This is a genomic window from Ruegeria sp. BC5 (genome assembly GCF_056539205.1).
In genome coordinates this window covers 240,350-262,885 of record NZ_JBQFUN010000004.1, presented here as the reverse complement: position 1 = coordinate 262,885, position 22,536 = coordinate 240,350, and the positions used below count along the sequence as shown (strand labels likewise).

General features: G+C 59.5%; 21 protein-coding genes and 1 tRNA gene. 1 reads left to right on the top strand and 21 read right to left on the bottom strand.

The features are described 5' to 3' along the window. Window positions 1–15: 15 nt before the first annotated feature. Both ACR0LY_RS12805 and ACR0LY_RS12800 read right to left on the bottom strand, forming a co-directional pair. The gene (locus tag ACR0LY_RS12805; RefSeq protein WP_170350151.1) at window positions 16–2,250 is read right to left on the bottom strand and encodes a CHASE2 domain-containing protein; all 2,235 of its coding nucleotides are present in this window, start codon (window positions 2,248–2,250) and stop codon (window positions 16–18) included. A gap of 106 nt (window positions 2,251–2,356) precedes the next feature. After that, window positions 2,357–3,229 carry a FecR family protein gene (locus ACR0LY_RS12800; protein ID WP_217360545.1) on the bottom strand — a complete coding sequence of 291 codons (873 nt, stop codon included), beginning with the start codon at window positions 3,227–3,229 and terminating at the stop codon, window positions 2,357–2,359. A gap of 474 nt (window positions 3,230–3,703) precedes the next feature. Here ACR0LY_RS12800 and ACR0LY_RS12795 point away from each other — a divergent pair. Further along, a tRNA-Ser gene (locus ACR0LY_RS12795) sits at window positions 3,704–3,793 on the top strand. Window positions 3,794–3,914: 121 nt separating this feature from the next. On the opposite strand, the gene ACR0LY_RS12790 is transcribed toward ACR0LY_RS12795, so the two are convergent. The 19 genes from ACR0LY_RS12790 to ACR0LY_RS12700 form a co-directional block, all read right to left on the bottom strand. Then, entirely contained in the window at window positions 3,915–4,817 is a 903-nt protein-coding gene (locus ACR0LY_RS12790) for an FAD:protein FMN transferase (RefSeq protein WP_170350152.1), read from the bottom strand. Next, window positions 4,814–5,329 (bottom strand): nitrous oxide reductase accessory protein NosL, encoded by a 516-nt coding sequence (locus ACR0LY_RS12785; RefSeq protein ID WP_170350153.1) that lies wholly within the window; start codon window positions 5,327–5,329, stop codon window positions 4,814–4,816. Before ACR0LY_RS12785 ends, ACR0LY_RS12790 begins: the two co-directional genes overlap by 4 nt. Beyond that, window positions 5,326–6,147 carry an ABC transporter permease gene (locus ACR0LY_RS12780; RefSeq protein ID WP_170350154.1) on the bottom strand — a complete coding sequence of 274 codons (822 nt, stop codon included), beginning with the start codon at window positions 6,145–6,147 and terminating at the stop codon, window positions 5,326–5,328. The genes ACR0LY_RS12785 and ACR0LY_RS12780 overlap by 4 nt, the downstream gene beginning before the upstream one ends. Beyond that, window positions 6,144–7,037, bottom strand: coding sequence for an ABC transporter ATP-binding protein (locus ACR0LY_RS12775; protein WP_170350155.1), 894 nt, complete (start codon window positions 7,035–7,037; stop codon window positions 6,144–6,146). Before ACR0LY_RS12775 ends, ACR0LY_RS12780 begins: the two co-directional genes overlap by 4 nt. After that, window positions 7,027–8,283 carry a nitrous oxide reductase family maturation protein NosD gene (locus ACR0LY_RS12770; protein WP_170350156.1) on the bottom strand — a complete coding sequence of 419 codons (1,257 nt, stop codon included), beginning with the start codon at window positions 8,281–8,283 and terminating at the stop codon, window positions 7,027–7,029. Before ACR0LY_RS12770 ends, ACR0LY_RS12775 begins: the two co-directional genes overlap by 11 nt. A 3-nt stretch (window positions 8,284–8,286) precedes the next feature. Further along, window positions 8,287–10,194 carry a TAT-dependent nitrous-oxide reductase gene (gene nosZ, locus ACR0LY_RS12765; protein WP_170350157.1) on the bottom strand — a complete coding sequence of 636 codons (1,908 nt, stop codon included), beginning with the start codon at window positions 10,192–10,194 and terminating at the stop codon, window positions 8,287–8,289. A gap of 18 nt (window positions 10,195–10,212) precedes the next feature. Continuing rightward, window positions 10,213–12,336: a NosR/NirI family protein gene (locus tag ACR0LY_RS12760; protein WP_174820513.1), complete on the bottom strand. Its 2,124-nt coding sequence runs from the start codon at window positions 12,334–12,336 to the stop codon at window positions 10,213–10,215. 44 nt (window positions 12,337–12,380) lie between these two features. Beyond that, window positions 12,381–12,785 carry a DUF2946 family protein gene (locus tag ACR0LY_RS12755; RefSeq protein ID WP_254428530.1) on the bottom strand — a complete coding sequence of 135 codons (405 nt, stop codon included), beginning with the start codon at window positions 12,783–12,785 and terminating at the stop codon, window positions 12,381–12,383. 148 nt (window positions 12,786–12,933) lie between these two features. Continuing rightward, the gene (locus ACR0LY_RS12750) at window positions 12,934–13,197 is read right to left on the bottom strand and encodes a hypothetical protein (protein ID WP_170350160.1); all 264 of its coding nucleotides are present in this window, start codon (window positions 13,195–13,197) and stop codon (window positions 12,934–12,936) included. Further along, window positions 13,154–14,707, bottom strand: coding sequence for a nitrite reductase (locus ACR0LY_RS12745; RefSeq protein WP_170350161.1), 1,554 nt, complete (start codon window positions 14,705–14,707; stop codon window positions 13,154–13,156). The genes ACR0LY_RS12750 and ACR0LY_RS12745 overlap by 44 nt, the downstream gene beginning before the upstream one ends. Further along, a complete protein-coding gene (gene nirJ / locus ACR0LY_RS12740; RefSeq protein ID WP_170350162.1) occupies window positions 14,682–15,896 on the bottom strand; it encodes a heme d1 biosynthesis radical SAM protein NirJ in 1,215 nt (404 codons plus the stop codon). Before nirJ ends, ACR0LY_RS12745 begins: the two co-directional genes overlap by 26 nt. Before the next feature lie 3 nt (window positions 15,897–15,899). Further along, the gene (gene ahbB, locus ACR0LY_RS12735; RefSeq protein WP_170350163.1) at window positions 15,900–16,382 is read right to left on the bottom strand and encodes a siroheme decarboxylase subunit beta; all 483 of its coding nucleotides are present in this window, start codon (window positions 16,380–16,382) and stop codon (window positions 15,900–15,902) included. Next, complete coding sequence (locus ACR0LY_RS12730) at window positions 16,379–16,828, bottom strand: Lrp/AsnC family transcriptional regulator (protein WP_170350164.1); 450 nt, start codon at window positions 16,826–16,828, stop codon at window positions 16,379–16,381. Before ACR0LY_RS12730 ends, ahbB (ACR0LY_RS12735) begins: the two co-directional genes overlap by 4 nt. Then, on the bottom strand, window positions 16,825–17,814 hold the full coding sequence (gene ahbB, locus ACR0LY_RS12725; protein ID WP_170350165.1) for a siroheme decarboxylase subunit beta: 990 nt from the start codon (window positions 17,812–17,814) through the stop codon (window positions 16,825–16,827). The genes ACR0LY_RS12730 and ahbB (ACR0LY_RS12725) overlap by 4 nt, the downstream gene beginning before the upstream one ends. A gap of 4 nt (window positions 17,815–17,818) precedes the next feature. Next, window positions 17,819–18,964, bottom strand: coding sequence for a cytochrome D1 domain-containing protein (locus ACR0LY_RS12720; protein WP_170350166.1), 1,146 nt, complete (start codon window positions 18,962–18,964; stop codon window positions 17,819–17,821). Further along, window positions 18,961–19,323: a c-type cytochrome gene (locus ACR0LY_RS12715; RefSeq protein WP_254440228.1), complete on the bottom strand. Its 363-nt coding sequence runs from the start codon at window positions 19,321–19,323 to the stop codon at window positions 18,961–18,963. Before ACR0LY_RS12715 ends, ACR0LY_RS12720 begins: the two co-directional genes overlap by 4 nt. Then, a complete protein-coding gene (cobA, locus tag ACR0LY_RS12710) occupies window positions 19,316–20,077 on the bottom strand; it encodes a uroporphyrinogen-III C-methyltransferase (RefSeq protein WP_170350167.1) in 762 nt (253 codons plus the stop codon). The genes ACR0LY_RS12715 and cobA overlap by 8 nt, the downstream gene beginning before the upstream one ends. Window positions 20,078–20,264: 187 nt before the next feature. Continuing rightward, the gene (locus tag ACR0LY_RS12705) at window positions 20,265–20,666 is read right to left on the bottom strand and encodes a cupredoxin domain-containing protein (RefSeq protein ID WP_170350168.1); all 402 of its coding nucleotides are present in this window, start codon (window positions 20,664–20,666) and stop codon (window positions 20,265–20,267) included. Between the two features lie 56 nt (window positions 20,667–20,722). Continuing rightward, complete coding sequence (locus tag ACR0LY_RS12700) at window positions 20,723–22,507, bottom strand: NapC/NirT family cytochrome c (RefSeq protein WP_170350169.1); 1,785 nt, start codon at window positions 22,505–22,507, stop codon at window positions 20,723–20,725. Between the last annotated feature and the right edge of the window lie 29 nt (window positions 22,508–22,536).

The window sequence follows — 22,536 nt, the reverse complement described above, 5'->3', positions numbered from 1 at the left end:
TTCCATTCAAATTGCTCAGGCTGATGGTTTCCGGGCGCGTCTTTGGTGGCTGAAGATCAACTGATTGGATTGGAAATCCGACCGGAAATCGGCAGCCCTGCCGGACAGCGCGTAATAAAACTTCATCAATCCGGGTTCGATATGGTGGGCTTGTTCGATGCAATCCTCGCATATTCGTTCAATCCGATCCTGAGGGTGCCGGTCCCGAATAGCCGCGATCAGCGTTTGGTGGGTTGTTTCCAATTTCTGAAATTCAGGGGTTTCCAGTACGTCTTGATTGCCAACCAGCACGAAAACGGGTTCCAGGTCAGTTCGTCCCTTAAGGTCGACATACCCGGCCTCAAGCATCGCCATTTCGTGCCGCGTTTTCTCATACACCGAACTTGAGACAACGATGTCATAGTCCACATGGCGGCAGCTTTGTTCGATCCGTGCGGCGACGTTCACCACATCCCCGATGACGGTATAGTTGAACCTGCGCTTTGACCCGATATTACCGACGCAGGCCCGACCCGTGGCGCAACCGGTCGCCAGCGCAATCGGCGGCCGCCCCTGCATGACGTCCGAGGCGTTGAACTCTACCAGCGCCCGTCGCATCAACAGCGCCGCCTTTGCGGCACGGCATGGGTGATCTTCGACCGGCAGGGGGGCGTTCCAAAACGCCATTACCGCATCGCCGATGAATTTGTCTATGGTACCCCGTTCCAGCAAAATCTGGTCGCCGATCTGAGAAAACAGTTGATTCAGCAAGGTGACGAGATCGGTGGCCGAAACAGACTCGGACAAAGGCGTAAAGCCTCGTATATCCGAGAACATGACGGTGATCTCCTGTGTTTCACCGCCCAGTTGAAGCTGATGACCCGACACCTCAATTTCGTCCAGAATCTCGGGCGCGACATAGTGGGAAAAGATCTGTCGGATCACACGTTTTTCGCGCTCGGTCGAAATGAACAGATAGCCCGCCAGCAGGCCGAAATTAGCCATGCCCCCCATCAGAGGAAAGGTAACGTCGAACAGAACCAACTGGTGCTGGAATGCCAGCCAACTGATGCCAAGGACAACCGCCGCAGCAACGCCACCTGCAACAAATGACGCAACCGCCCCGAACCGCGCCATGACGGCCGTGACCACTACGCCAAGAATGACGAAAGACAGCAGTTCGAGCGCCGACGTCACATCCGAGCGGCTTAGCATTTCGTCGGTCAGGACCTGTTCAAGAATTTGCGCATGGATCGACACGCCCGGAACAGATTCACCCAAAGGTGTCTGGTGCATGTCAAACAATCCGGCGGCCGACGTGCCGACCAGAATGATCCGCCCTTCGATTTCGGCGCGCAGATCGGGATTGTCCTGTGGCTGCATGATATCATCAGCTGACAGATACAGGTCCGGGTTATCGCGCCTGTATCTGACCCAGACCTCGCCGTTTTCGGTGGTTGGCAGGCGGAATTGACCAATCTCGACCGCCAGCATGATACCGGCCTCATCCGGCATACCTTCGGCAATGATGACGGGTTCGTCTATGGCAACCCTTAGCGCCTCAATCCCCAGCCCCGGCAGCGCACCATCCGGCCCGCCCCACAAAATAGGCACGCGGCGCACGATGCCCATACCGCCAAGGGGTGAGACATTGACCCCTCCGATGCCTGCTGCCGTTCGATCCAGCGGTGAGGCTGGTGGGGTCCAATAAGGAACAGTAACCAGCCCCGAGGTCGGCGATTCCCCTATTTCGATGATCCCGGCCATCGGCGTAACGTGCCTGCCGTCGCTGGATTGTCGGGCTGCCGCGCCCAATACAACCGGCCAATTGGCGATCTCCATTCCGAACAGCACGTCATGGTCCAGCTTCTCGGCGTGGCGCTCAACTGACAGCACCCCAGAGAGCGAGGGTTCTTCCAGCAACCGCGCAGGCGAGAACCTGTCAGGTTCGACGAACAAAATGTCAAAGGCGATAGCGGCGGCACCATATTCGCCCAGGTTCTGGACCATCTGTGCCAAAAGGGTTCGGGGCCAGGGCCATTGCCCCCAGTTTGCCAGCGACTGTTCGTCGATATCCACAACGCGGACAGGCAGATCAGGGTTGTATTCGCGTGGTGAGATGCGTTGCAGAATGTCGAAATAGATCAGCCGCGTCATCCGCACCGGATACGGATCGAGAACCCGGATAAAACACCCGAAAAGGATCAGGCCCAGCCCTACCAGCTGGAAGGCCCGCCGCCGCCCTGTTCGTTCTTTGGGCTTCCCGGTCACGTTTGCCTCCGAATGTCGTGGTCAGCCCGGACGGACCTGAACGGGATGTGCGCATTTTTCTGCGGCAACGACTGATCTGATGTCATGCAGCGGGCCCTGTGTTTGCTCAACCGCCGCTATTGCCGCCGTTACCGCCAGTGGTGCCACTGCCGCTACCGCCGCCAAATCCTCCTGTTCCGCCACCACCAATCGTGCCACCGCTGCCTGGCCCGCCGCTGCCGGAACCGCCGCCGATCGAGCCGCCACTGCCATCGCCACTGCCGCTACCGTTTCCGACATTACCGCCACTGCCGTTGTTGCTGCCAGTGCTGCTGCCGACGCTGCCGCCATTGCCGCTGCCGACGCCGACGCTGTTTGACGGAGACGACCCGGAGGCCCCAGCGCTTTGAACCTCACGCGGTCCCCAGTCAGGGCCTGATGCAGGGACCTCTGATCGTTGCGGCAGAGGTGGCACGGCATCCCTGCCGCAGCCCGTCACATCTGTTTGCAATGGAATCAGCAATTGCTCTTGTGACTGAACAAAGGGGAACCCCTCTTTCACCGCTTGTTCGTAACTTTCCTGATCGACAGAGCGCCCGATACGTCCACTCTGTGTGGTGGCGAGAAGGTTGCATTTGCGCCCGGTCTCTTGGCAAATGCCGTTCTGACCACACATTTCTACCCGGCCCTGTAAAATCAGCATGGCGCTTTGCGCGCCGGGCGCGACCCATATGTCAAAAGTCGTTCCGCGTACGGCCATGGTCGCAGTGGGCGTTTGAATCGAGTAGGCGCGCTTTTTGCTTTTGCCAGAGATAAAGCGAAAACTGCCGCCAAGGGCCTGAACCGCGAAGTTCTTGGCCTTTTTGTTGCCGCGCAGCATTGTCACATCCAGTGTCATCCGAGCATTCGGGCCAATCGCGATCTTGGTTTCATCGACGAAAACCAACTGAACCAGACCGCTGCCGTCGGTGGATATGGAATCGCCAGATGCAACTTCCATCCCTGTGCGCAACGGCTGCGATTTCCCTGCGCGCGTTAATTCAGCGCCTTGTTCGACGCCGATAACTTTTCCTATGTTGGCTAAGGCCTGCGAAGGCAGAAGCAAAACACAACAAATAACGAGTAACGATTTCAACCAAGCCAACCTAACGTCCTTCCCCCACAGATAGGTACTGAGCGCATCGCGCCCACCGCTCGGTTTGCCCCTCAATAAATTCGTATTTTTGAATTATACGCTAATAAATCTATACAAATATGCCTTATAGCCCGTGTATTTGGCAAGTTTTCAGTTCAGAGCGCGTCATATTGAGTAGTTTGAAGAATTCCTTCGCGCAATTACGACTGCCTATATCTGTCTTCAAGAGCGTCGAAATTTCGCTGATTGCGTGTGCGTTTGCGACGAATTTGAGAAAAGTGAGCAAGGCATAGAAAATCGCCTTGTATCCGGGTGACAGGCAAGGATATACCCGCCAGCGGAGACGTGGCCGAGTGGTCGAAGGCGCTCCCCTGCTAAGGGAGTAGGCCCGGAAGGGTCTCGAGGGTTCGAATCCCTTCGTCTCCGCCACCTACCATTTTTAGATGCGGTCGGAACAACGGCTTATGTTGTAAGCCGTTGCGGGCACTTGATGGTTTGTCTTATTGGAAAGCCAATGGCCTCGCTTACTAAGGTGACCACCGAAGTTTTTTCAGATGTACATTTCTTTGCGCGCCTCGGGGAATGACCTGATCGCGGCGTCAACGCGCGTTTCAGGCAACGCGCACAAGGCCGTGGACAGCCCGTCGGCGATGGCTGCGCTGGGGGCTGAGACCGATACTATGTGGTTCGTTGCTACCTCGTCTTGCGGGTTCAGGATGTGGCCTTGATCATCGGTCAGCATGAGGTTGCCTGCGTCCGAGGTTGCAACGGCACGATCGCTTAATTCGATGGATTTGAGAACTTCTCTGCCGGGTCCGGCCAGTCCGACTTGCCAGGCTTGCCCGTCTTGGCGATGGCCAAGGGCGGCGATTTCCCCCATATTTACCAATACATCGCGTAGACCGTGCGAGGCCAGCAAAGCCGCGATGCGGTCGGTAATGGCGCCTTGTGCGATACCGTTCAGCGTCAGTGCTGAAACACCGGGTTGGGGCAGGCGGATCATGTCGGACCCGATTAAAACGCGAGACCATCCAATGGATTTTCGGGCGGAATGGACCTCTTGCGCGGTGGCCCCGTTAGCCAGCGCGGACCAGAGCGGTTGAACTGAAGGATCGAAAACGCCGTCTGTGGCCTCGTGCAAGGCCGAACACAGGCTGAGGACGTTCAGCAGTTCGGGAGCTGGGGCTGGCAGTTGCCCGTCGCGATTCAGTCGGCTGAGTTCGGATTGCGGTCGGTACAGGCTGAAGATGTTCTCAAGCCGGTTCACTTCGGCTTCGACCGCGGTGATGATTGGCGCGGCCTGTGTGTCCGTCAGCCCCTCAAGTCGCAAGCTGGCCGAGGCCCCCAGCGCGACCCCGTGCCAGTGAGACGTAGGGGCAGAATTGGCACCCGCGGGAAAGGCGGCACAAGCGGCGGACATGGTCAGAAACCGGCGGCGGGAGAGGGCGGTCATGAGGGGGTCTCCAGTTTCAGGTCCAGATCAACGGGGCCCAGAACCTCGGTGTCGGGGATGCCGGACAGAGGCAGCAGGTTGCCACCGTACTGGCCAATAAAGGTTTCAGCGGCAGCGGGGTCTGCAAAGGGCACCACCTCGCGCGCGCCCATGCCGCCCGCAACATTGGCTCCGACCACAAAGGTTGCGCCCTCGGCGGCGATCCAGTTGGAAACACCTGGCTGTTGCCAGTTGGGCGCGGCGCCCATATCGCTGACATAGACCGCTGCAATGGGTGCATCACGCTCGGGGCTTTTTAGGTAGGCCACCATGTCGCGCACTTGGGCGAAGAACAGAGGTGTAGGGTAGCCTTCCAGATGGATCTGACCTTTGGGGCCACCATGTTCAGCGATGTTCATCTGGCAGAAAAAGCTTAGCGCATCGGGGGTCAGGTCCACTGGATCAGGGGCCTCGGCGATCTCTTCCTTGCAGGCCGCCAGCGCGACAAACGCGATCAAAGCAAGACGTTTCATGGCTCGACCCTCCGAAACGCGGCGCGGGCGAGGATAAAGCCCAATACCGGCCAGATCAGCAGGGAGGCAGGAGCGGCCCAGACGGGCAGTGCCTGCGCGGCCCCGGTCATGCCGGACGCCATCGCAACGCCTTCGGTCGCGGCGATGTTCCACAAACGGAATGCGTCGGCCGGGTTGGCTACCATCACCCACGGAAAGACGGATTGGGTGAAGGTGCCGCCCTTGTCCATGACGACGGCTCCCAACAAGCCCAGATCATAAAGGACGACAAAGACCAGCCAGAGCCCGGCCGACAAACCTGCTGCTGCCGTGGCGCCCCTAGCCAGGGCAGACAGCAGGTAACCCAGCGCCAGAAACACGGCGCCCAGCAGGATGGATGTGAGGATTAGGCGTAGCAATGCCATCAGGCTTTCTGGCCCCGCGCCGCCGAACCATGCGGCCACTGCACCAGCGGTGCCAAAGCCGACGGTCATGGCAAAGGCAAGTGCGGCCAGATGGGCGGTGAATTTGCCCAACAAGATTTCTCCACGCCCCGCCGGATAGGATAGCAGCAGCGATAAGCTGCCCCGGTCCACGTCACCTGCGATGGCATCAAAAGCGATCATCAACGCCAGTAAGGGGGCAAGATATACTGACAACGTAGTCATCGAGGCAACCGAGACGGTCAGCATATCGACGCCCAGCGTACCGGTAGGCGCGCTGCCTGCAAAGGTTAGCGCCAAGGCGAACAGCACCATGATCAGGGTGGCCACCAGCAGCCAGCGGTTGCGGCGCAGGATCAGCATCTCCGTGCGGGTAATGGCGAGGAAGCGGGTCATTGCATCTCCTCCTGAGCGTAGTGGCGATAAAGGTCTTCCAGCTTGGGTGGGGTCATTTCCACATCCGCCACGGCATCGCCCATTCCAGCGATCCGGCGCAGGGCCTCCATTTTGTCATCTGGGGAACACAGCAACTCAACGGATGCGCCATTGATCCGGTCGCCACCCAATGCCGCGGCCAGCGCTTCGGGGTTGGTGCTGGCGCGCACGCGCAGGCGGATCGGTAGACCAGCTAGGGCCGACAGGTTAGTCAACGTATCATCAGCCACCATCCGGCCTTTGCGCATGATGGCGATGCGGTCGGTGCGCGCCTCAACTTCGGTCAGGGCGTGGGATGCGATCAGGACAGCGGTACCTTTCGCTGCCAACTCGTCAATGATGGCGTAAAGGTCTTGCCGCGAAATGGGGTCTAGCCCCGAGGTGGGCTCATCCAGCAGCGCCACTTTCGGCTGACCCAACAGAACTTGAGCCAAGCCCAGACGTTGCCGCATCCCTTTGGAATACGTTCCGATCCGGCGATCCAGCGCATCGCTGAGACCGACACGGTTCAGCAGGCCGGGTACATCAGCTTTGGTTCCCGACAATTTCGCAAACAGTGTTAGCTGTTCCCGTCCGGTTAAAGCGGGATGAAACGACACCGCCTCGGGTAGATACGCGGTCTCGCGCCGCGCTTGTTCGCTGCCGGGGGTGGCGTCTCCGATCCGAATGGCTCCGCCATGGATCGGCGTCAGGCCGAGGATGGATTTGATCAGGGTCGACTTGCCCGCGCCGTTATGGCCCAGCAGCGCCACGCGCTGTCCGGGGGCAAGAGACAGGTTGATATCGTCAAGAACGCGAGTTTTTCCGCGGTCCTTGCTGACATGGTCGATAACTAGGGCCTTATCCGTCATGAGGCACCTTTTTCATAGCTGGGGGTTCAGGGGCTTGCATCAATGGGTTGCTGTCCATCACGCCGCCCGGCAACAGGGCCGGGAAGGCAGATTGCGACCAGCGCACCAGCTGCACGGCGGGGGAGCCGAGCAGCAGTTTGGCTGAGGGTTGGGTCCACAGCACATGGTCCATCGAGTCGTTGGGGCGATAGGGGGCATCGGCGATGCCGTTGCCATCCACATCATATGCGGCGAAATCGGACCAGTAGTTGCCGCGCCCGTCTTCGGACCACTCGACCCATTTGGTCGAGACGTATTTCACCTGTGTCCGGTTCCCGATGAAAGAGTTGCCAACGATGCGGTTGCGTTCGCTGCCAGCGGTAAAGTGGATGCCGATGCCGCATCCCTGGAACCAGTTGTCGGTGAATTCGTTCTTGTTGGAATTATACAGGAAGGTGCACTTTTCCTTGGCACCTTTTACCACGTTGCCTGTGATGACGCTCTTGTTGGCGTAGTTCAGCATGACGCCATGTTCGCGGTCACCGATCGAGACATTGTTGGCCACAGTCACGTTTGTGGTGAACATAACCGCGTAGCCGAGATCATTACCGATCGAGACATTGTCGCTGACGACCGAATTGTCCGCATACATGTAATGCACGGCGAACCGCAGGTCGCGGAACAGGTTGCCTGTGAAGGTGTTCTTTTTCGACGAGTTCACAAAGATCCCGTCGCGCCCGTACCGGATGTCGTTGTCTTCAACTCGCGCACCCGGCGCGTTCCAGACGTAGACGCCATTGCCGCGGTCATTCATCCGCCGGTCCTGCCGACCTTCGATCCGGTTGCCACGCACGATGCTGTCCTTGGCACCGTGAATGTCGACGCCATAAAGGTTGCCCAACAACACATTGTCTTCGACCACCGGCGCTTTGGCCGTTTTGGTCAGTTGGATGCCGCTGTCGATCCCGTCATGGCTTGAGCCCGAGCCGATCACCGTCAGACCGCGTACGGTCACGCCCGGTCCGGTCACGGTGATGACGCTTCCCGTGCTCTGGCCGTCAATGGTGGCTTGTCCCAGCCCATCGATGGTGACGGGCCGGTCCAGCACAAGCGTTTCGGTGTAAACACCGGGGCTCAGGCGGAGGGTGTCCCCATCCGCCGCCTGCGCCAGTATTTCATTGATGGCCCCCGCCCGATTGGGCACATCCCAGTCCGCCGCCCATAGGGGCGAGCCAAGCAGGAGCGGTATGAGCAGAGGCCAACGCATGGGTTATGCTCCCTGCGGTTCGACCAACATCCGACCGCGCATTTCCATGTGCAGTGCGTGGCAGAACCACTGGCAATAGAACCAGTGTACGCCCGGACGGTCGGCTGTGAAGGTGACCGAGGCAGTTGCCAGCGGTGCAACTTCCATTGCGATGCCGTAGTTGCCCAGGCAGAAGCCGTGGGTCACGTCGTCAACGTCATCCAGGTTGGTGATGTAGACCGTCACCTCGTCTCCCTGTTTGACGGTGAACTTCTCAAGGCTGAAGGTTGGAGCCTGCGATGTCATGTAGACCCGCACCTTGTTGCCGTCCCGGATGGGTTCTTCGGCGCCTTCTTCCAGATCAATGCCATCGGCCTCGGCCTGTTTGCGGGCGTCTTCCCATGTAACATCGGCGCGGTCCCAGACGTTTACCGGGTTGACGATGTCGCTGCGAACGATGATCGAGTCATGCGGCTCGGCAAAGGTCGGACCGTCGTGAACCACTTTCATCTCGTTGGACGAGATGTCGATCAACTGCTCGTTCTCGGGCTTCAGCGGACCCACGTTCAGGAAGCGGTCTTTCGAGAACTTGTTCATCGAAATCAGCCACTTTCCGTCGGCATCCTTGGTTTCACCCATGGAGGTCGAGTTGTGGCCCGGCTGATAGTGCACGTCGACCTTCGAGATGATCGGATCCACATCGGCACCGCCGTAAGCCTCGATTGCCTTTTCGATGTTCCACTTCACGATCTGGCTGTCCAGGAACAGCGTGGTGAACGCGTTGCCCTGGCCGTCATAGGCGGTGTGAAGCGGGCCAAGACCCAGTTGCGGCTCACCCACGATGCAGGACCGCGGGTCGGCATCACTTTCGAACAAGGCGTCCAGTTTGGTGACGTCCATGATCGACACGGTCGGCGACAGCTTACCGTTGATGCAGACGTGCTTGCCGTCGGGCGCGGTGTTGATGCCATGCGGCGAGTTCGGGATCGGAATGTAACGGGTGTACTTCTTGTTCTGACCCTTACGGCCGTCCAGAACCTTGACTCCTTTCAGCTCCTGATAGTCACCGGCTTCGATACCCGCCTCGATTTCTGCGATGTTGAAAACAACCACGTGGTCCAGCTCGTTCTCGGTCATCTCGGCCAGGTTCATACCCATTTCCGAGTTGTAGGAGGTCGAATAGGCGTATTTGCCCTGATAGTCGCAGTCGGTGTTGTCGAGGTTGCCCGACACCATCACCTGCCATGCCACTTCCATGGTGTCGCCGTCCAGCGCGGTAAAGATGTTCACGTATTGCGACGGATCGTCCAGTACGCTGCCATCATTGACCAGCGGAGTTTCATCTTCACCATTGGCAAAGACATAACCGGTGCGCGGGAATTTCTGCGGTCGCAGACCGTGGATCGCCTTGGCGTTCGGGATCTCGGTGATCTTGTCGCATTTCATGACGTCACAGCGCACACGAGCGACACGGGTGTTGGCCTTGTCGTTCATGAACAGGTAGCGGCCATCGTAGGTGCCATCGGTGAACGACATATGCGGGTGGTGCAGGTCGCCGTTGTCATAGGTTTTCATGCCACGCTTGGCGAGAAACTCTTTGGTTTCAGGCAGCAGGCCGTCGGTCATGATTTTCAACGATTCATTGGTCTGACCCCAGCCGGTGGCCGAGCAGCGGTTGAACACTGGCACGCGCATCAGCTCGCGCATGGACGGGAAGCCCAGGATGCGCAGCTCGCCGGTCTGACCCGAGGACCAGAAACCGTAGTATTCGTCTAGCTCACCAGGCTGCAGGTTGGCGTTGGCCGCAGCGCTGGCTTGTTTCGCGGTCATCAGGGTCGAGCCCAGACCGGTCCCGGCCAGCACCGCGCCAGTTGCGGTTGCACCTAGCATCCCGCGGCGTGTGATGTTCAGCTTGTTGTCATGTTCCGACATGTTCGTTCCTCCTTTTTTTTAGGAAACGGATTGCGGTTTGGCGTTCGGATGGTTCGCCGGTGGCTGTCCGAGGGGGGTCTTGAGGTCGACCGACCCTGTCTTGGCCCGCCGTTTCAGTTGGCGGATAACGACGGGACATTTTTCCTCGGACTGGTAGAGCACCTGACAATGCAGGCAGGTGACGCACTCGTTCGGATTGATCTCACCGGTGGGGTGGATGGCCTGAACGGGGCATTCGTTGGCGCAGGTCTGACAGGGGGTGCCGCATTCCTTGTAGCGGCGCAGCCAGTCAAACATGCGGATACGGGCGGGGATCGCCAGCGCTCCACCCAGCGGGCAGAGGTAGCGGCAGTAGAACCGTTCGATGAACAGCCCGATCCCCAGCAGGGTCAGCGCAAAGACCACAAACGGCCAATCGCGCATAAATTTCAGAATGATGGCAGTCTTGAAGGGCTCAATCTCGGCATATGTTTCGGCCAGCGGGATCGAGACAAAGCTGAGGCCGAACAACCCGAGGAAGATCATGTATTTCGCGGGCCAAAGCCGTTCGTTCAGACCCCAGGGAAGGGTCCATTGCGGCACTTTCAGCGCACGAGCGATCTTGTTGGTCAACTCCTGCAGCGCGCCAAACGGGCACAGCCAGCCGCAATAGGCCCCACGCCCCCAGAACAGCAGCGCGGCGGCGACCGCGAACCATTGGATGAAGACCAGCGGATCCAGCAGGAAGGCGTCCCAGCTGAACCCGGTCCGCAGGCTGCCAGCCAGTGCCATCAGGTTCACCACACTCAGCTGCGCATTGGCGTACCAGCCGATGAAGAACAGGGTCATGGTCAGATAACCGATGCGGAACCAATAGAAGACCCTCGCGTTCATCGTCACGTGGAACTGGAAGAAGAACGTCGCCGTCAGGACCAGCAGCATGACGCCAAGGACGCCAATTTCGACTGTGCGGTCTTTCCAGATGCGCTTCCACAGGGCGGCTTTGGCGGCGGCCTCGCCGGTGGCGTCGTCAACAACGGTTGGGGCGGTAACGGGCAGTAGGTACTGCTCGGGTAGTTTGTAGCCCAGATCGAAAGTCAGGAAGGTTTTCTCAACTGCGCCCACGGCCCGCTGTACCAGCAGTTGCAGGCGGAACGGCTCGGCGGGATCAAACTCCGCCTCGGCTGGGATTTTAAAGATATCCAGTTCGGTGAAGCTGGGCGCATCAGCGGCCGCAACCTTGCCTAGGCGCTCTTGTTGCTTGTCAAAGAACCGGACCGAATTGTCGCCTTGGATCAGCTGAATCCGGTCGAAGATCCCACCGCGCACATAGCCTGAGCCTTTGAAGCTGTAAGCCCCGCGCCCCAGTACCAGAATGGCCTGTTCGCCGTCGTCCAGCCACTCGACCAGGTTTTGATACTCGGCTTCACCCAGCAGGGATTTCCCGATCGAGGGAACCGAGACCAACGCCATATGCATATCGATAAACGTGTCATCCGGTTCGCCCGGTTCCGGGCGTTTGATGGCGCGCTGATCTCCGGTAGCTTCAAAAGCGGCATTGACCTGACCTACATCCAGCGTCAGCCGCCGGATCGAGCCGTCACCCGACAGGGTGGTCCAGTCATAGATGGCGTTCTTAGCCATATCGACTTCGCGTTTCGGCCCGTCGGCCTGTAATGGCGACAGCCCACCTAAACCCAGCGCGCGGGCCACTTTGATACCGCCGCGCACAAGGCTGTCGTCGATCACCATGATGGTCACAGTGGCACCCGAGATGATGTCGAGGTCATGCCCCTCACCACCCGTTGCGGCCTCGTGTTTCAGGTCCAGACCGGTGTAGCCTTCGGTCAGCTCGACCATGCGCGAATTGGGAATGCCGATCAGTACGATGGGTTCCGAGTGTTTGACCAGTTGCACACCGGTCAGCACGGCACCAGCGTTTATTGCGGCAACCACATGGATGGGTTTGCCCGAATAGCCGGTCGTGCCCACGAAATCCGAAGTCAGGAAAGCCCAGGCGACGGTTTCGCCCCCCTTCAGAACCGGGGCAACAGGCACGTCATCGCGCACCGGGCCAAAGGCATCGGCACCGGGGGCAAGGTCAGAGGGCTCAATCTCGGGCAGGAAGCTGGCAAGGCTGTCGGCATGGGCGCTGATCGCCATCAGGCAGGACAGGACAAAGGCCAGCAGGATATGGGTTGCGCGACTTACGACCACGGCGCACCTCCGGTTACTTGGATTGACGCCATGGACGCGCGCGGGGCGCGTTCGGATGTTTCTTGGGGCGCGTGCGGGGGGCCTCTGGTTTCGGGCCACAACCGCCTAACTTGGTAGCAATTGACCAGATTGCGGTCATCGCAGCGAGCGACCTGAACAATCCCGTCCGACTTCAGTTCCGGCAGGTTTGGCAGGGGTGCCGCAGCGGTGACGGCGCACAAGGCACAGTCGGCGCATTTCGGGCAGGGCGCGGTTGGGTCTTCGGTCCCTTCTTCGAGGTCCACTTGAACCCAGACCGCGCCTGCCTCCGAGCAGATCTCAACCCACATGCTTTGTCCGGGACTCGCCAGCGCCGGACTAAGCAGTTGCAACAGCAAAAGAAGGGTGCCTGCCATGGCGCACGCCGCGCGTGAAGCGCGGACAGACAGTGTGTGCAGTGGGACTGGGGCAGACATGGAGAATCCAACTCGGCGTTCTTTCCTTTGTCCTACGGGATTCTCTCAGACGGATACTTGACTTAGGTCAGGTATCCGAAATTTGTGACTAATCGTCGGCTTCATCCATCAACCCGCGCAACCAGCGCCCGGCCAGCCAGGATGCGGGCAAGCCCAGCGGGATCGACCACAGGATTGCGCTTACAGGTGCAATCACGCCAAGCCCCATGCCATTGGCAACCAGACCCGCCAGAAACAGGTTGATGGCCACGGTTAGTGCCGTGGCGGGGTAGAGCAGGATGGCCAGTTTCCAGACCGGCCATTTGCCCTCAGTGGCTGGTACCTTCCGAGAAGGTGATTTTGTTCCAGACATTATATTTCCCCGAAGGTTTGCGCATGGGCAAGCGGCGAACCTCTTCCAGAGTTTGCGCGTCATAGACGATCACGGCACCATCATCTTCCCAGATCGATACCAGTGCATGGCGCCCATCCTTGGTGAACTCGACATGGGCTACGGTTTTGCCCGGCGCTGGGCGTAAAGTCTGCACGATTTCAAGGCTTTGCTTATCGATTACGTGCATCGCATCCTTGTTGGGCCCAAAGAACACATCGGCCCAGACGTAAGGAGAATTCTCATGACTGCGCATGAAGAAACCCGGCCCTTCGGTCTTGATCCGTTTGACCGTTTCCCATGTCTGCATGTCGATCACAGACACGGTGCCGTCGGTCAGGTGCGGCGTGGCCATCACGGTTGTATCGCCGTACTGCCACGTGATGCCTGATCCCAGATGCGGCATACCTGGCAGGTCTAGATCAGCCACTTTCTGACCGATGACCAGATCAATAACCTGCCCGCCCTTGCCGTCGCGCGAGGCACCCATGACGTATTCATAGCTTTGGTCGAAAAAGAAATCGTCCAGATAGTCAGGCGTGGTGATCTTGCGGACCGGGAAGGGATTTGGGTTCTTGAACTGCCCTTCGATACGGAAGTCATGACCCAGTCCGAACTGAGGCGGGTTGTCGCCGTAAAAAACTTCCCAAATCTCGGGAACATCTTTCAGGGCTAGCACAAAGCTTTCGCGTGGCGGGGCCTGATAAACGGCAGAAACGCGGCTGGGATTGCCCTTTTTGCTTTTGATCTCGATGACCTTGGCGACCGAAAGGTCGCTGGTCGACAGCAGGGTCAGGCTGTTGGGCAGGTAATTGGCGACGGCTACCCATTTTCCATCACCTGACATGGCGATGTTGCGGCTGTTCAGCCCCGCGCGCACGCGGCCCACCTGTTTCAGAGCCCAGATATCGTATTTCTGAACCCAACCATCGCGCGACATGATGAAAACATAGCGCCCGTCGGGGCTGAACTTCGGGCCTCCGTGGACGGCGAACGGAGTTTCGAACCGATCCAATACTTCAAACGTATCACCGTCCAACACGCTCACGTGGTGATCGCCGGTTTCGACGGCCAGCGTGATGTTCATCGGGTCGCTGTCCCAGACGGGAGCATCGACCGGGCTGTATTCTGCGTCCAGCGTACGGCTGGCCATGATCTCGGCCTCGCCCCATTCGGGGTTGGTTTCCAGCGGGGATTTCAGCCAACCCGCCAGTTCTTCGATCTGCAAGGCGTCGAGTTCATGCGAAAAGGCGGGCATCTGAGTGGCTGTACGCCCCTCGGCAATAACGGCGGCCACACGCGGGCCGCGCATGCGCTTCAGCGTCTCGGGGATCAGGGCCGGGCCAACACCGCCTAAACGGTTCTCGCCATGGCACGAGGCGCAGTGTTCGGCATAGTCCGACGGGGCGTCGGCCCATGCTGAACCAGCCAGCAGCAGCGAGCAGAGCGTGCCTATTTTCAGCGTGTCAAAAGAACTGATGTGCCGGATCATGACGTTTCCCCCGGAACGGCGTGACCTTAAGGCGTTCGCCCACGTCATCCACGCCGATTTCTTGATTAGAAAGATAGCAGGCCGGATCTTCGGCCCAGGGATCGCCGGTCACCTGCAAAGCCCGGATACGAGTATTGCCGCCACAGACGTCCTTTAATTGGCAGGCCCCGCAGCGCCCTTTCAGCGGACGTGGTCGGGTGCGCAGCATAGAGAGCATCTGGTCCTCGCTGGCCCACAGCTCTGAGAACGGTTGGGTCTTCACGTTGCCGACCGTGTAGTCGGACCAATACGTATCGGGATGCACGCGCCCCAGATTGTCGATATTGGCCACGCCCAACCCGCTGGAATTCCCGCCCCACGCGGCGAGATGTTCGCGCACATGAGCGGCCTTATCGGCATCGAAATGCGTGCGCACCCAGTTCAGGAAGTACCCCGCATCTGCATCATTATTGCCGGTCACAATGTCCAGCGGGCGCCCGCCGGAGGCGGCCTCCCACGCGCGCTCCAGCAGCAGGTCCAGCCCGTTACGGGTGCGCAGGTGTTCAGCATCTTCGCCCCGGTTCTTGTCGCCACGCCCAGCATAGACCAGATGCGACAGGTAGAACTTGTCGACCCCTTCGTCATCGCACAGTTGCAGCAGGTCGGGCAGGTGATGCTGAGTGCCTTCTGTCAGGCAAAATCGCAGGCCCACTTTGATCCCACGTTTCTTACACTCGCGCACACCGCGCAAAGCGTCGGCAAAGGCGCCTTCAACGCCGCGGAACCAGTCATTTGTGGCCCCGATCCCGTCTAGGGAAATGCCGACATAGTTGAATCCCACATCGGCAATCATATCAGCGGTTTCATCGTAAATCCGCGTGCCGTTGGTCGACAGCGCCAGCATCGGCACCAGATCGCGGGCGCGTTTGGCAATGTCGAAGAAATCAAACCGGTCCAGCGGTTCCCCACCCGAGAGGATCAGGGCCGGGACGCGAAATTGGCCCAGATCCTCAAGGGTTACCATGGCTTGCTCGTGGCTGAGCTCACCGGGGAACGCAACATCCGCCGAGACGGTGTAGCAATGGCGGCATTTCAGATTGCAGCGCCGCGTCAGGTTCCAGATCACCACCGGTTTCACCGGTCCGGGGCGGCGTTTTCGCACCGGGGTCGGGGTGACGAGTTGGTGCATGTATTCGGTCAGGCGGAACATGTTTCAGCCTTTCGCTTTCAGGCGCAGCCCGGTCTTTTTCAGAATGCGCGTGGAATAGAGGATGTCTTTAGCCCGACATGCATCGCCGAGAATGGCGGTGATCTCGGCGCGCTTTTCTTCGACCTCGTCACGGTCTGCGCCGTGAACCATGGCAAACAAATTGTAAGGCCAGTCGGGCAGGGCGCGGGGGCGTTCATAGCAGTGGGTGACAAAGGGCAGCGCGCCGATCTGGGTGCCCAGTTCAGTCACACGGTCGTTTTGCACATCCCACACGGTCATGCCGTTCGAGGTCATGCCCAGTTTGTAGTGATTAGGAGCAGCGGCAATGCGACGGATAACGCCGCGCGATTTCAGTTCGGCCAGGCGGAACAGCAACGCGTCTTCGTCCATGCCAAGACGCTCGGCCACCCGCGCATAGGGCGCGGGCACCAGGGGCAGGCCGCCTTGCAGCGCCTCGATAATCTCTCTGTCTTTTGCGTCGATCATGCCGCTACCCGGAAGCCGATGAAGAATTCCTGCAATTTGGGGAAACGGAGAACCTCGATCCCCGTTTCCCGTTCGATCGCATCAGCGGTGGCCTCGATCCCCTCGGGCGTTTCGGTGGCCAGTACGAACCACATGTTCAGCCGGTGCGTACGTTCATAATTATGGGCAACCTCCGCGTGCGCATTGACTTTGGTCAGGACGGTTTCGAAATTTTCGACCGGCACCGCCATGGCGCACAGACAGAACGCACCCCCCATGGCGGCCGCGTCGAAAAACGGACCGAAGCGGGTGATGATGCGTTCCTCTTTCATGCGGCTGAGGCGGTGCAGCAATTCGCTTTCCGGAATGCCAAGTTCGGTGGCAATCGCGGCATGGGGATGAGGGATCAACGGCAGGTCGTCCTGCATTCGGTTCAGGATTGCACGGTCGGTTTCGTCCAGTCTCATGCGGCGGCCTCTTTTGGTTGGATCAATGCGCCGGTCTGTTTAAAACAGCGGGTCGAAAACAAAACTTTGTGGCGCGCACCGGCCAGTTCCGGCAGGGCAACGGCGCCGGACAGAACTTCTTGCGCCTCGCTGCGCGAGCGGGCGTGAATCATGGAATACAGGCGGTAAGGCCAGACGTCCTCGACCGGGTTACGTTCATAGCACAGGGTCACGCCGGGATGTGCGGCCAGCGCCGGGCCGGCGGTGTCGATCTGACTGGCGGGCATGTCCCAAACCACCATCGCATTGGCCGACCAACCCAGCGCCCGGTGACGTACGATGACACCGAGGCGCGAGATGATGCCGGCATCGTGCAGCGCCTTGATCCGCGCCAGAACCTCGGGCGTGGATCGGTTCATTGATCGGGCCAGCGCGGTATAGGGTTCCGCGACCAGTTCTAGGCCGGAACTGAGCGCCTGTAGCAGAGCACGGTCGCCGTCCCGCATGGCCGAGCGATCCACCTTGCGGGGGCCGGGCACATTGCGGGAATTGCCCGACATTCGAAAACCAAGATCGACATTGAATGGGCGTACCAGCCGCAGGTCCAGTACCCGCAGCCCGGTACGTCGGGCGATCCGGGCAAGGGTATCGTTCACATGCACCCGGTCCGGCCCGGTGGCAACGAACCACAGGTTCCACGTATCCTCGCGCTGGTAATTGTGGTTCACTCCGGGTTCTGAGTCGATCAGGGCGGCGATTTCTTCCAACTGTTCCTCGGGGGCGGCAACGGCGGCCAGGGTGCTGGCCGATACTGCCCCCGGTGCAATCGTCGCACCCACCCGCGTGATCCGACCGGTTGCGCGCATCCGGGTCAGGCGATCGATGACCTCGGCCTCGTCCAGACCCAACGCTGCGCCAAGTACCTCAAACGGATGGTCGGTTATGGGAAAATCGCGCTGAAACTCGTCCAGCAAGCGACAGTCGATCGGGTCAGTGATGTGATCCATCGTCTCAAAGCCCCGTTCTGTGCGCACGTGCGGTGAAGAAGATGCCTGATGGGCTGTCCGCTTCAATCTCGCGTAGCTTTTCAAAGGTTTGCGTGTCATAGACCATGACTTTGTTGGCATCGCGCACGCTGATCCAGACCTCGTGCCCACGCGGGGTGAATTCCATATGCAACACCGCCGGACCGGGTTTAAATTCGTGGATGATGTCCTTGGTGACGCTGTCGATCACTTGAATCGTATCGTTCAGCGGATGGGCGAAATTCACCCAGACTTGCCGCCCGTCGGGCCGGGCCATGGCAAAGACCGGCTGACCGTGGGTCTGTGTGCGTCCGGTTTCGGTCAAAGTGTCGGCATCGATCCAAAGAACCTCGTGATGGCCCACGGCGGGTAGAACGAATTCGCGGCCTGTCAGCGCCCAACCTTCCAGGTGGGGCATCTTGTAGACAGGCATTTCTTCCTGCCCGCGCCCGTAATCCGGTAGGACGCGGATCGGTTCCGGGGCCTCGGCCCAGAGATCCAGCGCGGTCAGCCCGTCCTCGCCAAAAAGGCCAGTGATATAGGTGCGGCCATTGGCGGTGATCAGCGCGTCATAGGGGTTTTTGCCCATATCGGGGATCTTGGTGATCTCGGGCGTGCTTGTCGCGAAATCGGCAATCCAGGTTTCGCCAGAGTCCCACATGGTGAAGACGAACCTGCGGCCCGGCGCGTCGACCAGACCGATTGTTTTGCTACCCGTTGGGATATCTGCGACCAACTCAAGCGTATTGGCGTCGAACACACGGACGCCGCCGGGTTCATAGTTCGACACGGCGATTAGCTGTCCGTCGTCTGAAATTGCGCCACCAATTGCGTTACCGGCCTGTACGACGCGGTTCACGATCTGTCGGGTGACGATATCGACTTTGGTCAGCCCGCCATCGCGCCCGAACACATAAGCAAAGCGTTCGTCGGGCGAATAGACCAGCGAGGCATGGGACAGATCGCCCAGCCCTTCGATCCGCGCCAGCGCGGCCCGGTCGGATTGATCTACCAACAGGACCGAGCCCTTGGCGCGTTCGATCACAAGACCCAGATCACCGGTGGCGGTTGGTTCAGCATGCGCCGAGGTCATCATCAGGGTGGCGGCAAGGCCAAGAATAAGCTGTTTCATTGTGCCTCCTGTTGCAGCAGGTAACGGGCGATCCATTCCGCCTCTTCCTCGGTAATAAGGGGGCGCCAGGGGGGCATTGCCGTGTCGGGAATCCCATCGAGAATGACGCCGGTCAACACGTCCGGATCATAGTGTTGCAGCGTTTGGGACCGAAGATCGGGACCAAGGCCACCCTTCAGCGACAGCCCATGGCACGACCCGCAATCCTGATGGACAAGCCGTTTCAGGGCGTCGGGGTTCAAGGTGTCGGCGGCAAATGCCGAGGTGGCGATCACAACCGCGCCGGCCAGCAGAACCGAAGTCAACGGTTGGCTGCTCTGCCTGCCAGGCGCAACAGTCCGGTGACCTAGCCTAGCCATGCGCTTGTTCCATCAATTCGGCCACCGAACGTTCGGCATACAGCGAAACCACCTGTCCGATGATGAACAAAGTGGGTGCCTCAAGTGCAGCGCTGCGCACGTCAGTGGCCAGCCTGTCCAACCGGGACACGATGCGACGTTCGGTCCCTGTGGTGGCTTTGCTGACAGCCAGCACGGGGGTCGATCCGGGCAGGTTCTCGGTCATCAGCCCCATGGCGATTTGGCCAATGTTGGCTACGCCCATGTAGACCACCAACGTCGAGTCGGGATCGGCCAACCGCTTCCAATCCAGGTCCAGCACCTTGTCTTCCTGCCGGTGGCCAGTGACATATTGGACCGAGGTTGCCAGCCCGCGATGGGTCAGCGGCACGCCGGTCGAACAGGATGCCCCCTGCGCGGCCGTGATGCCGGGTGCGTACTCGACCGTGACGCCATGGGCCACAAGATAGGCCGCTTCTTCCGAGCCACGGCCAAAGATCATCGGGTCACCGCCTTTCAGCCGTGCGACGGTGTGACCGGCGCGGGCCTCTTCCAGCAGAATCTCATTGATGCGATCTTGCGGTACGGTATGGCATTTGGGGGCCTTGCCGACCGGAATCAGCCGCGCCTTTTCGGCATGCAGGGCAAGGATGTCGTCCGAAACCAGCCGGTCATAGACGACCACGTCGGCCTCTTGCAGCATGCGCAAGGCACGCAGGGTCATGAGTTCGGGGTCGCCGGGGCCGGCGCCAATCAGAAAAACCTTACCGCTCATGTGCAAACTCGCTTGGTCTGAATGTCTTCCGAGCCCGGGTTTGCCTGCGAAAAGGGACGTTGCTGGGCGAACCGGGCGTGTCATGAGAACAGGTTGGCGGATTCTGCTCGCGGCTTCCTTGACTAAAGTTAAGGAGCGCGGGATTTGCGCCCGCGCTCCTTTGACTTGCCTGTATTTTTGCCTCGGCTCAGGGTTCTACGGTGATCATTCCGATCATGTTCTGCGTTTCCCAATGCGGCCCGCACAGGTATTCCTGCGGGCCTGGAGTAAGGAATGTCAGATCAACGGATTCCTCAGGGAACAAACGGTCGCTTTCGGGTTCGCTGCCGCCTTTCAGCAGCACACTGTGACTGGTGCGTTTGTCCACGTTCATCCAGCGCACTGTCGTTCCTGCTTTCACGGTCAACTGACCGGGGCAGAAATTGTATTTGTACATCAGCACCACTTCGGCGTCTTCGACGGCTGACGAAGGTTGCCCGAACAAGTCGACATAGCGTTGCTCAGCCTCGGCGCAAATCTCGGCGGTTTCATCCGCCAAGACGGGTGGGGCGAGAAGTAGAAGCGCAGGAAGAAGGCAGTGGGGTTTCATGATCCATCTCTCCTTTCCAAAAAGGGGCGGGGGCCGGGTTTTCCGGCCCCTATCCGTTATTGTTTGACCACGTTGATGTTGGCGCTGTCGTCGTCCAGCGCCAGGCTGGTGTTCAGCGTAACGTGGTGGAACCGCGCGGCGGCAAAGTCATCATGAATGGCAAAGCCCACCGTATAGGTCTGACCCGGTTCCAGCGGCACGTCGCCGGGCGCACCCGAGTTCAGTGGCCGCGAGAAGACGACGGTCCACACGCCACCGGACAGATTGGCCGAGGCGGCAATTTCCCCGTCATTGACCACGCGCTGTTCCAACAGATAACCGTTGGAGGCGCTGCCATCAGCATAGACACGCATCAGGTCCAGGTAAGTGCCATCGGCCAAGTATTGCTGGATCTGCGCCTCGGCCTCCAACTTGTCCCAGCCACCCAATGCCTTGCCGCGGCGACCTTTGACTTCGACCTCGGTCCGGCTTTCGCTGATGTATTTGGTCACTGTGTCCTGAGTGCTCAGGCGGCCTGCGATATCCCCATTGGCGGCAATCGCGTCAGCGCCCGGATCAAATGGCATATAGCTGTTGTCTGCGTGGCACGAGGCCCAGCAGCCTACCTGATCGCCCAACTCGATCCCGGTACCGGTGATCATCATTGCGACCTTGATCTGGTTGTCGGGGTCCATCTTACCGCCATCGACGAAGGGGGCAGGGTTATGGCCTGCATCCGGCCATTGCATGCGGATATAAAGGTTCTCGTCATCATGCGCGGCCTGCACGGTCGCATCGATCACACCACGTTTGCCGGGGATCGGGGTTGGTTCCAGATCACCGCCCGCAACGATCTTGTTGCCGATCGTATCCAGTTCTTTGGCGTGACAGGTCGAGCATTGATCGCCGCCCTTGGTCAGGGGACGGGCCCCGCCGTGGAACTTGCCGTTCTGCACCCACTCAAACGAGGCTTGCCCGGGGTAGAACAGTTTCAGATCGGCGCTTGCAACGGCATTCCAGTCGACGCTGCTGCCAACATCACTACCACCGCCTGCCGGTGCTGCGGCTTCTTCGCCGTTTGCCTTGGCGCGTTCTTCGGCGACGGCTGCGTCTACGGCGGCCGCGATCTGTGCCTGAACGGCCTCTTGCTGAGCGGCTTTGGCTGCTTTTTCAGCCTCGGCTTCGGCAGCTTCCTTGGCTTCGATCTTCGCAAGGCTGGTCAGGTATTCCTGCGGGATTTCACGAATGAAGGCCGGGTTGGGTGCCTCAAGCTTTTCCAGATAATCCTCATCGGCTCGATCACGGGCGTCCGAGTGGGCGATCCCCTTGTGGCAGTCGATACAGGTCTGGCCGATCTCCATCGCATTCAGGTGCTGCTGACGTGCACGCGGTTTCTGGAACTCGGGCATCATCGATTCAAAATCGTGGCAGTTGCGGCATTCACGTGAGTCCGTGGATTTCATCCGCTCCCATTCATTCATCGCCAGATGTACGCGCTTGGCTTCAAACTTCTCGCGGGTGTTGATGGTGCCGACCAGCTTGCCATACAGCTCTTTGGACGCCTTGATCTTGCGGATCATCTTGTGGGTCCAGTCCTTGGGAACGTGGCAGTCGGAACAGACCGCGCCTACGCCAGACCGGTTCACGTCATGGATCGTGCCGGTGTATTCCTCATAGACGAAATCACGCATCTCGTGGCACGAGACACAGAATTCCTTTGTGTTGGTGGCTTCCATGGCGGTGTTGAACCCGCCCCAAAAGACGATGCCCGCGACAAAGGCCACGGCTATTCCGGCCACGGGCATTCCCCACAGGAAATACCGGCGCCAAATTGGTTTCTTTTTTTCCGGTTCGGAAGTCATATCCGGGCTCCGTTTGGCTGTCTTATCTG

Bases quoted from the DNA above. Each gene is read 5' to 3' on its own strand.
- nirJ (WP_170350162.1), bottom strand. From the start codon at position 15,896: ATGTTCCGCCTGACCGAATACATGCACCAACTCGTCACCCCGACCCCG.
- ACR0LY_RS12785 (WP_170350153.1), bottom strand. From the start codon at position 5,329: ATGAAACGTCTTGCTTTGATCGCGTTTGTCGCGCTGGCGGCCTGCAAG.
- ACR0LY_RS12715 (WP_254440228.1), bottom strand. From the start codon at position 19,323: ATGGCTAGGCTAGGTCACCGGACTGTTGCGCCTGGCAGGCAGAGCAGC.
- ACR0LY_RS12705 (WP_170350168.1), bottom strand. From the start codon at position 20,666: ATGAAACCCCACTGCCTTCTTCCTGCGCTTCTACTTCTCGCCCCACCC.
- ACR0LY_RS12775 (WP_170350155.1), bottom strand. From the start codon at position 7,037: ATGACGGATAAGGCCCTAGTTATCGACCATGTCAGCAAGGACCGCGGA.
- ahbB (WP_170350163.1), bottom strand. From the start codon at position 16,382: ATGATCGACGCAAAAGACAGAGAGATTATCGAGGCGCTGCAAGGCGGC.
- ahbB (WP_170350165.1), bottom strand. From the start codon at position 17,814: ATGGATCACATCACTGACCCGATCGACTGTCGCTTGCTGGACGAGTTT.
- ACR0LY_RS12700 (WP_170350169.1), bottom strand. From the start codon at position 22,507: ATGACTTCCGAACCGGAAAAAAAGAAACCAATTTGGCGCCGGTATTTC.
- ACR0LY_RS12790 (WP_170350152.1), bottom strand. From the start codon at position 4,817: ATGACCGCCCTCTCCCGCCGCCGGTTTCTGACCATGTCCGCCGCTTGT.
- nosZ (WP_170350157.1), bottom strand. From the start codon at position 10,194: ATGTCGGAACATGACAACAAGCTGAACATCACACGCCGCGGGATGCTA.
- ACR0LY_RS12730 (WP_170350164.1), bottom strand. From the start codon at position 16,828: ATGAGACTGGACGAAACCGACCGTGCAATCCTGAACCGAATGCAGGAC.
- ACR0LY_RS12750 (WP_170350160.1), bottom strand. From the start codon at position 13,197: ATGTCTGGAACAAAATCACCTTCTCGGAAGGTACCAGCCACTGAGGGC.
- ACR0LY_RS12720 (WP_170350166.1), bottom strand. From the start codon at position 18,964: ATGAAACAGCTTATTCTTGGCCTTGCCGCCACCCTGATGATGACCTCG.
- ACR0LY_RS12780 (WP_170350154.1), bottom strand. From the start codon at position 6,147: ATGACCCGCTTCCTCGCCATTACCCGCACGGAGATGCTGATCCTGCGC.
- cobA (WP_170350167.1), bottom strand. From the start codon at position 20,077: ATGAGCGGTAAGGTTTTTCTGATTGGCGCCGGCCCCGGCGACCCCGAA.
- ACR0LY_RS12770 (WP_170350156.1), bottom strand. From the start codon at position 8,283: ATGCGTTGGCCTCTGCTCATACCGCTCCTGCTTGGCTCGCCCCTATGG.
- ACR0LY_RS12800 (WP_217360545.1), bottom strand. From the start codon at position 3,229: ATGGAAGTTGCATCTGGCGATTCCATATCCACCGACGGCAGCGGTCTG.
- ACR0LY_RS12745 (WP_170350161.1), bottom strand. From the start codon at position 14,707: ATGATCCGGCACATCAGTTCTTTTGACACGCTGAAAATAGGCACGCTC.
- ACR0LY_RS12755 (WP_254428530.1), bottom strand. From the start codon at position 12,785: ATGGCAGGCACCCTTCTTTTGCTGTTGCAACTGCTTAGTCCGGCGCTG.
- ACR0LY_RS12760 (WP_174820513.1), bottom strand. From the start codon at position 12,336: ATGGCGATCAGCGCCCATGCCGACAGCCTTGCCAGCTTCCTGCCCGAG.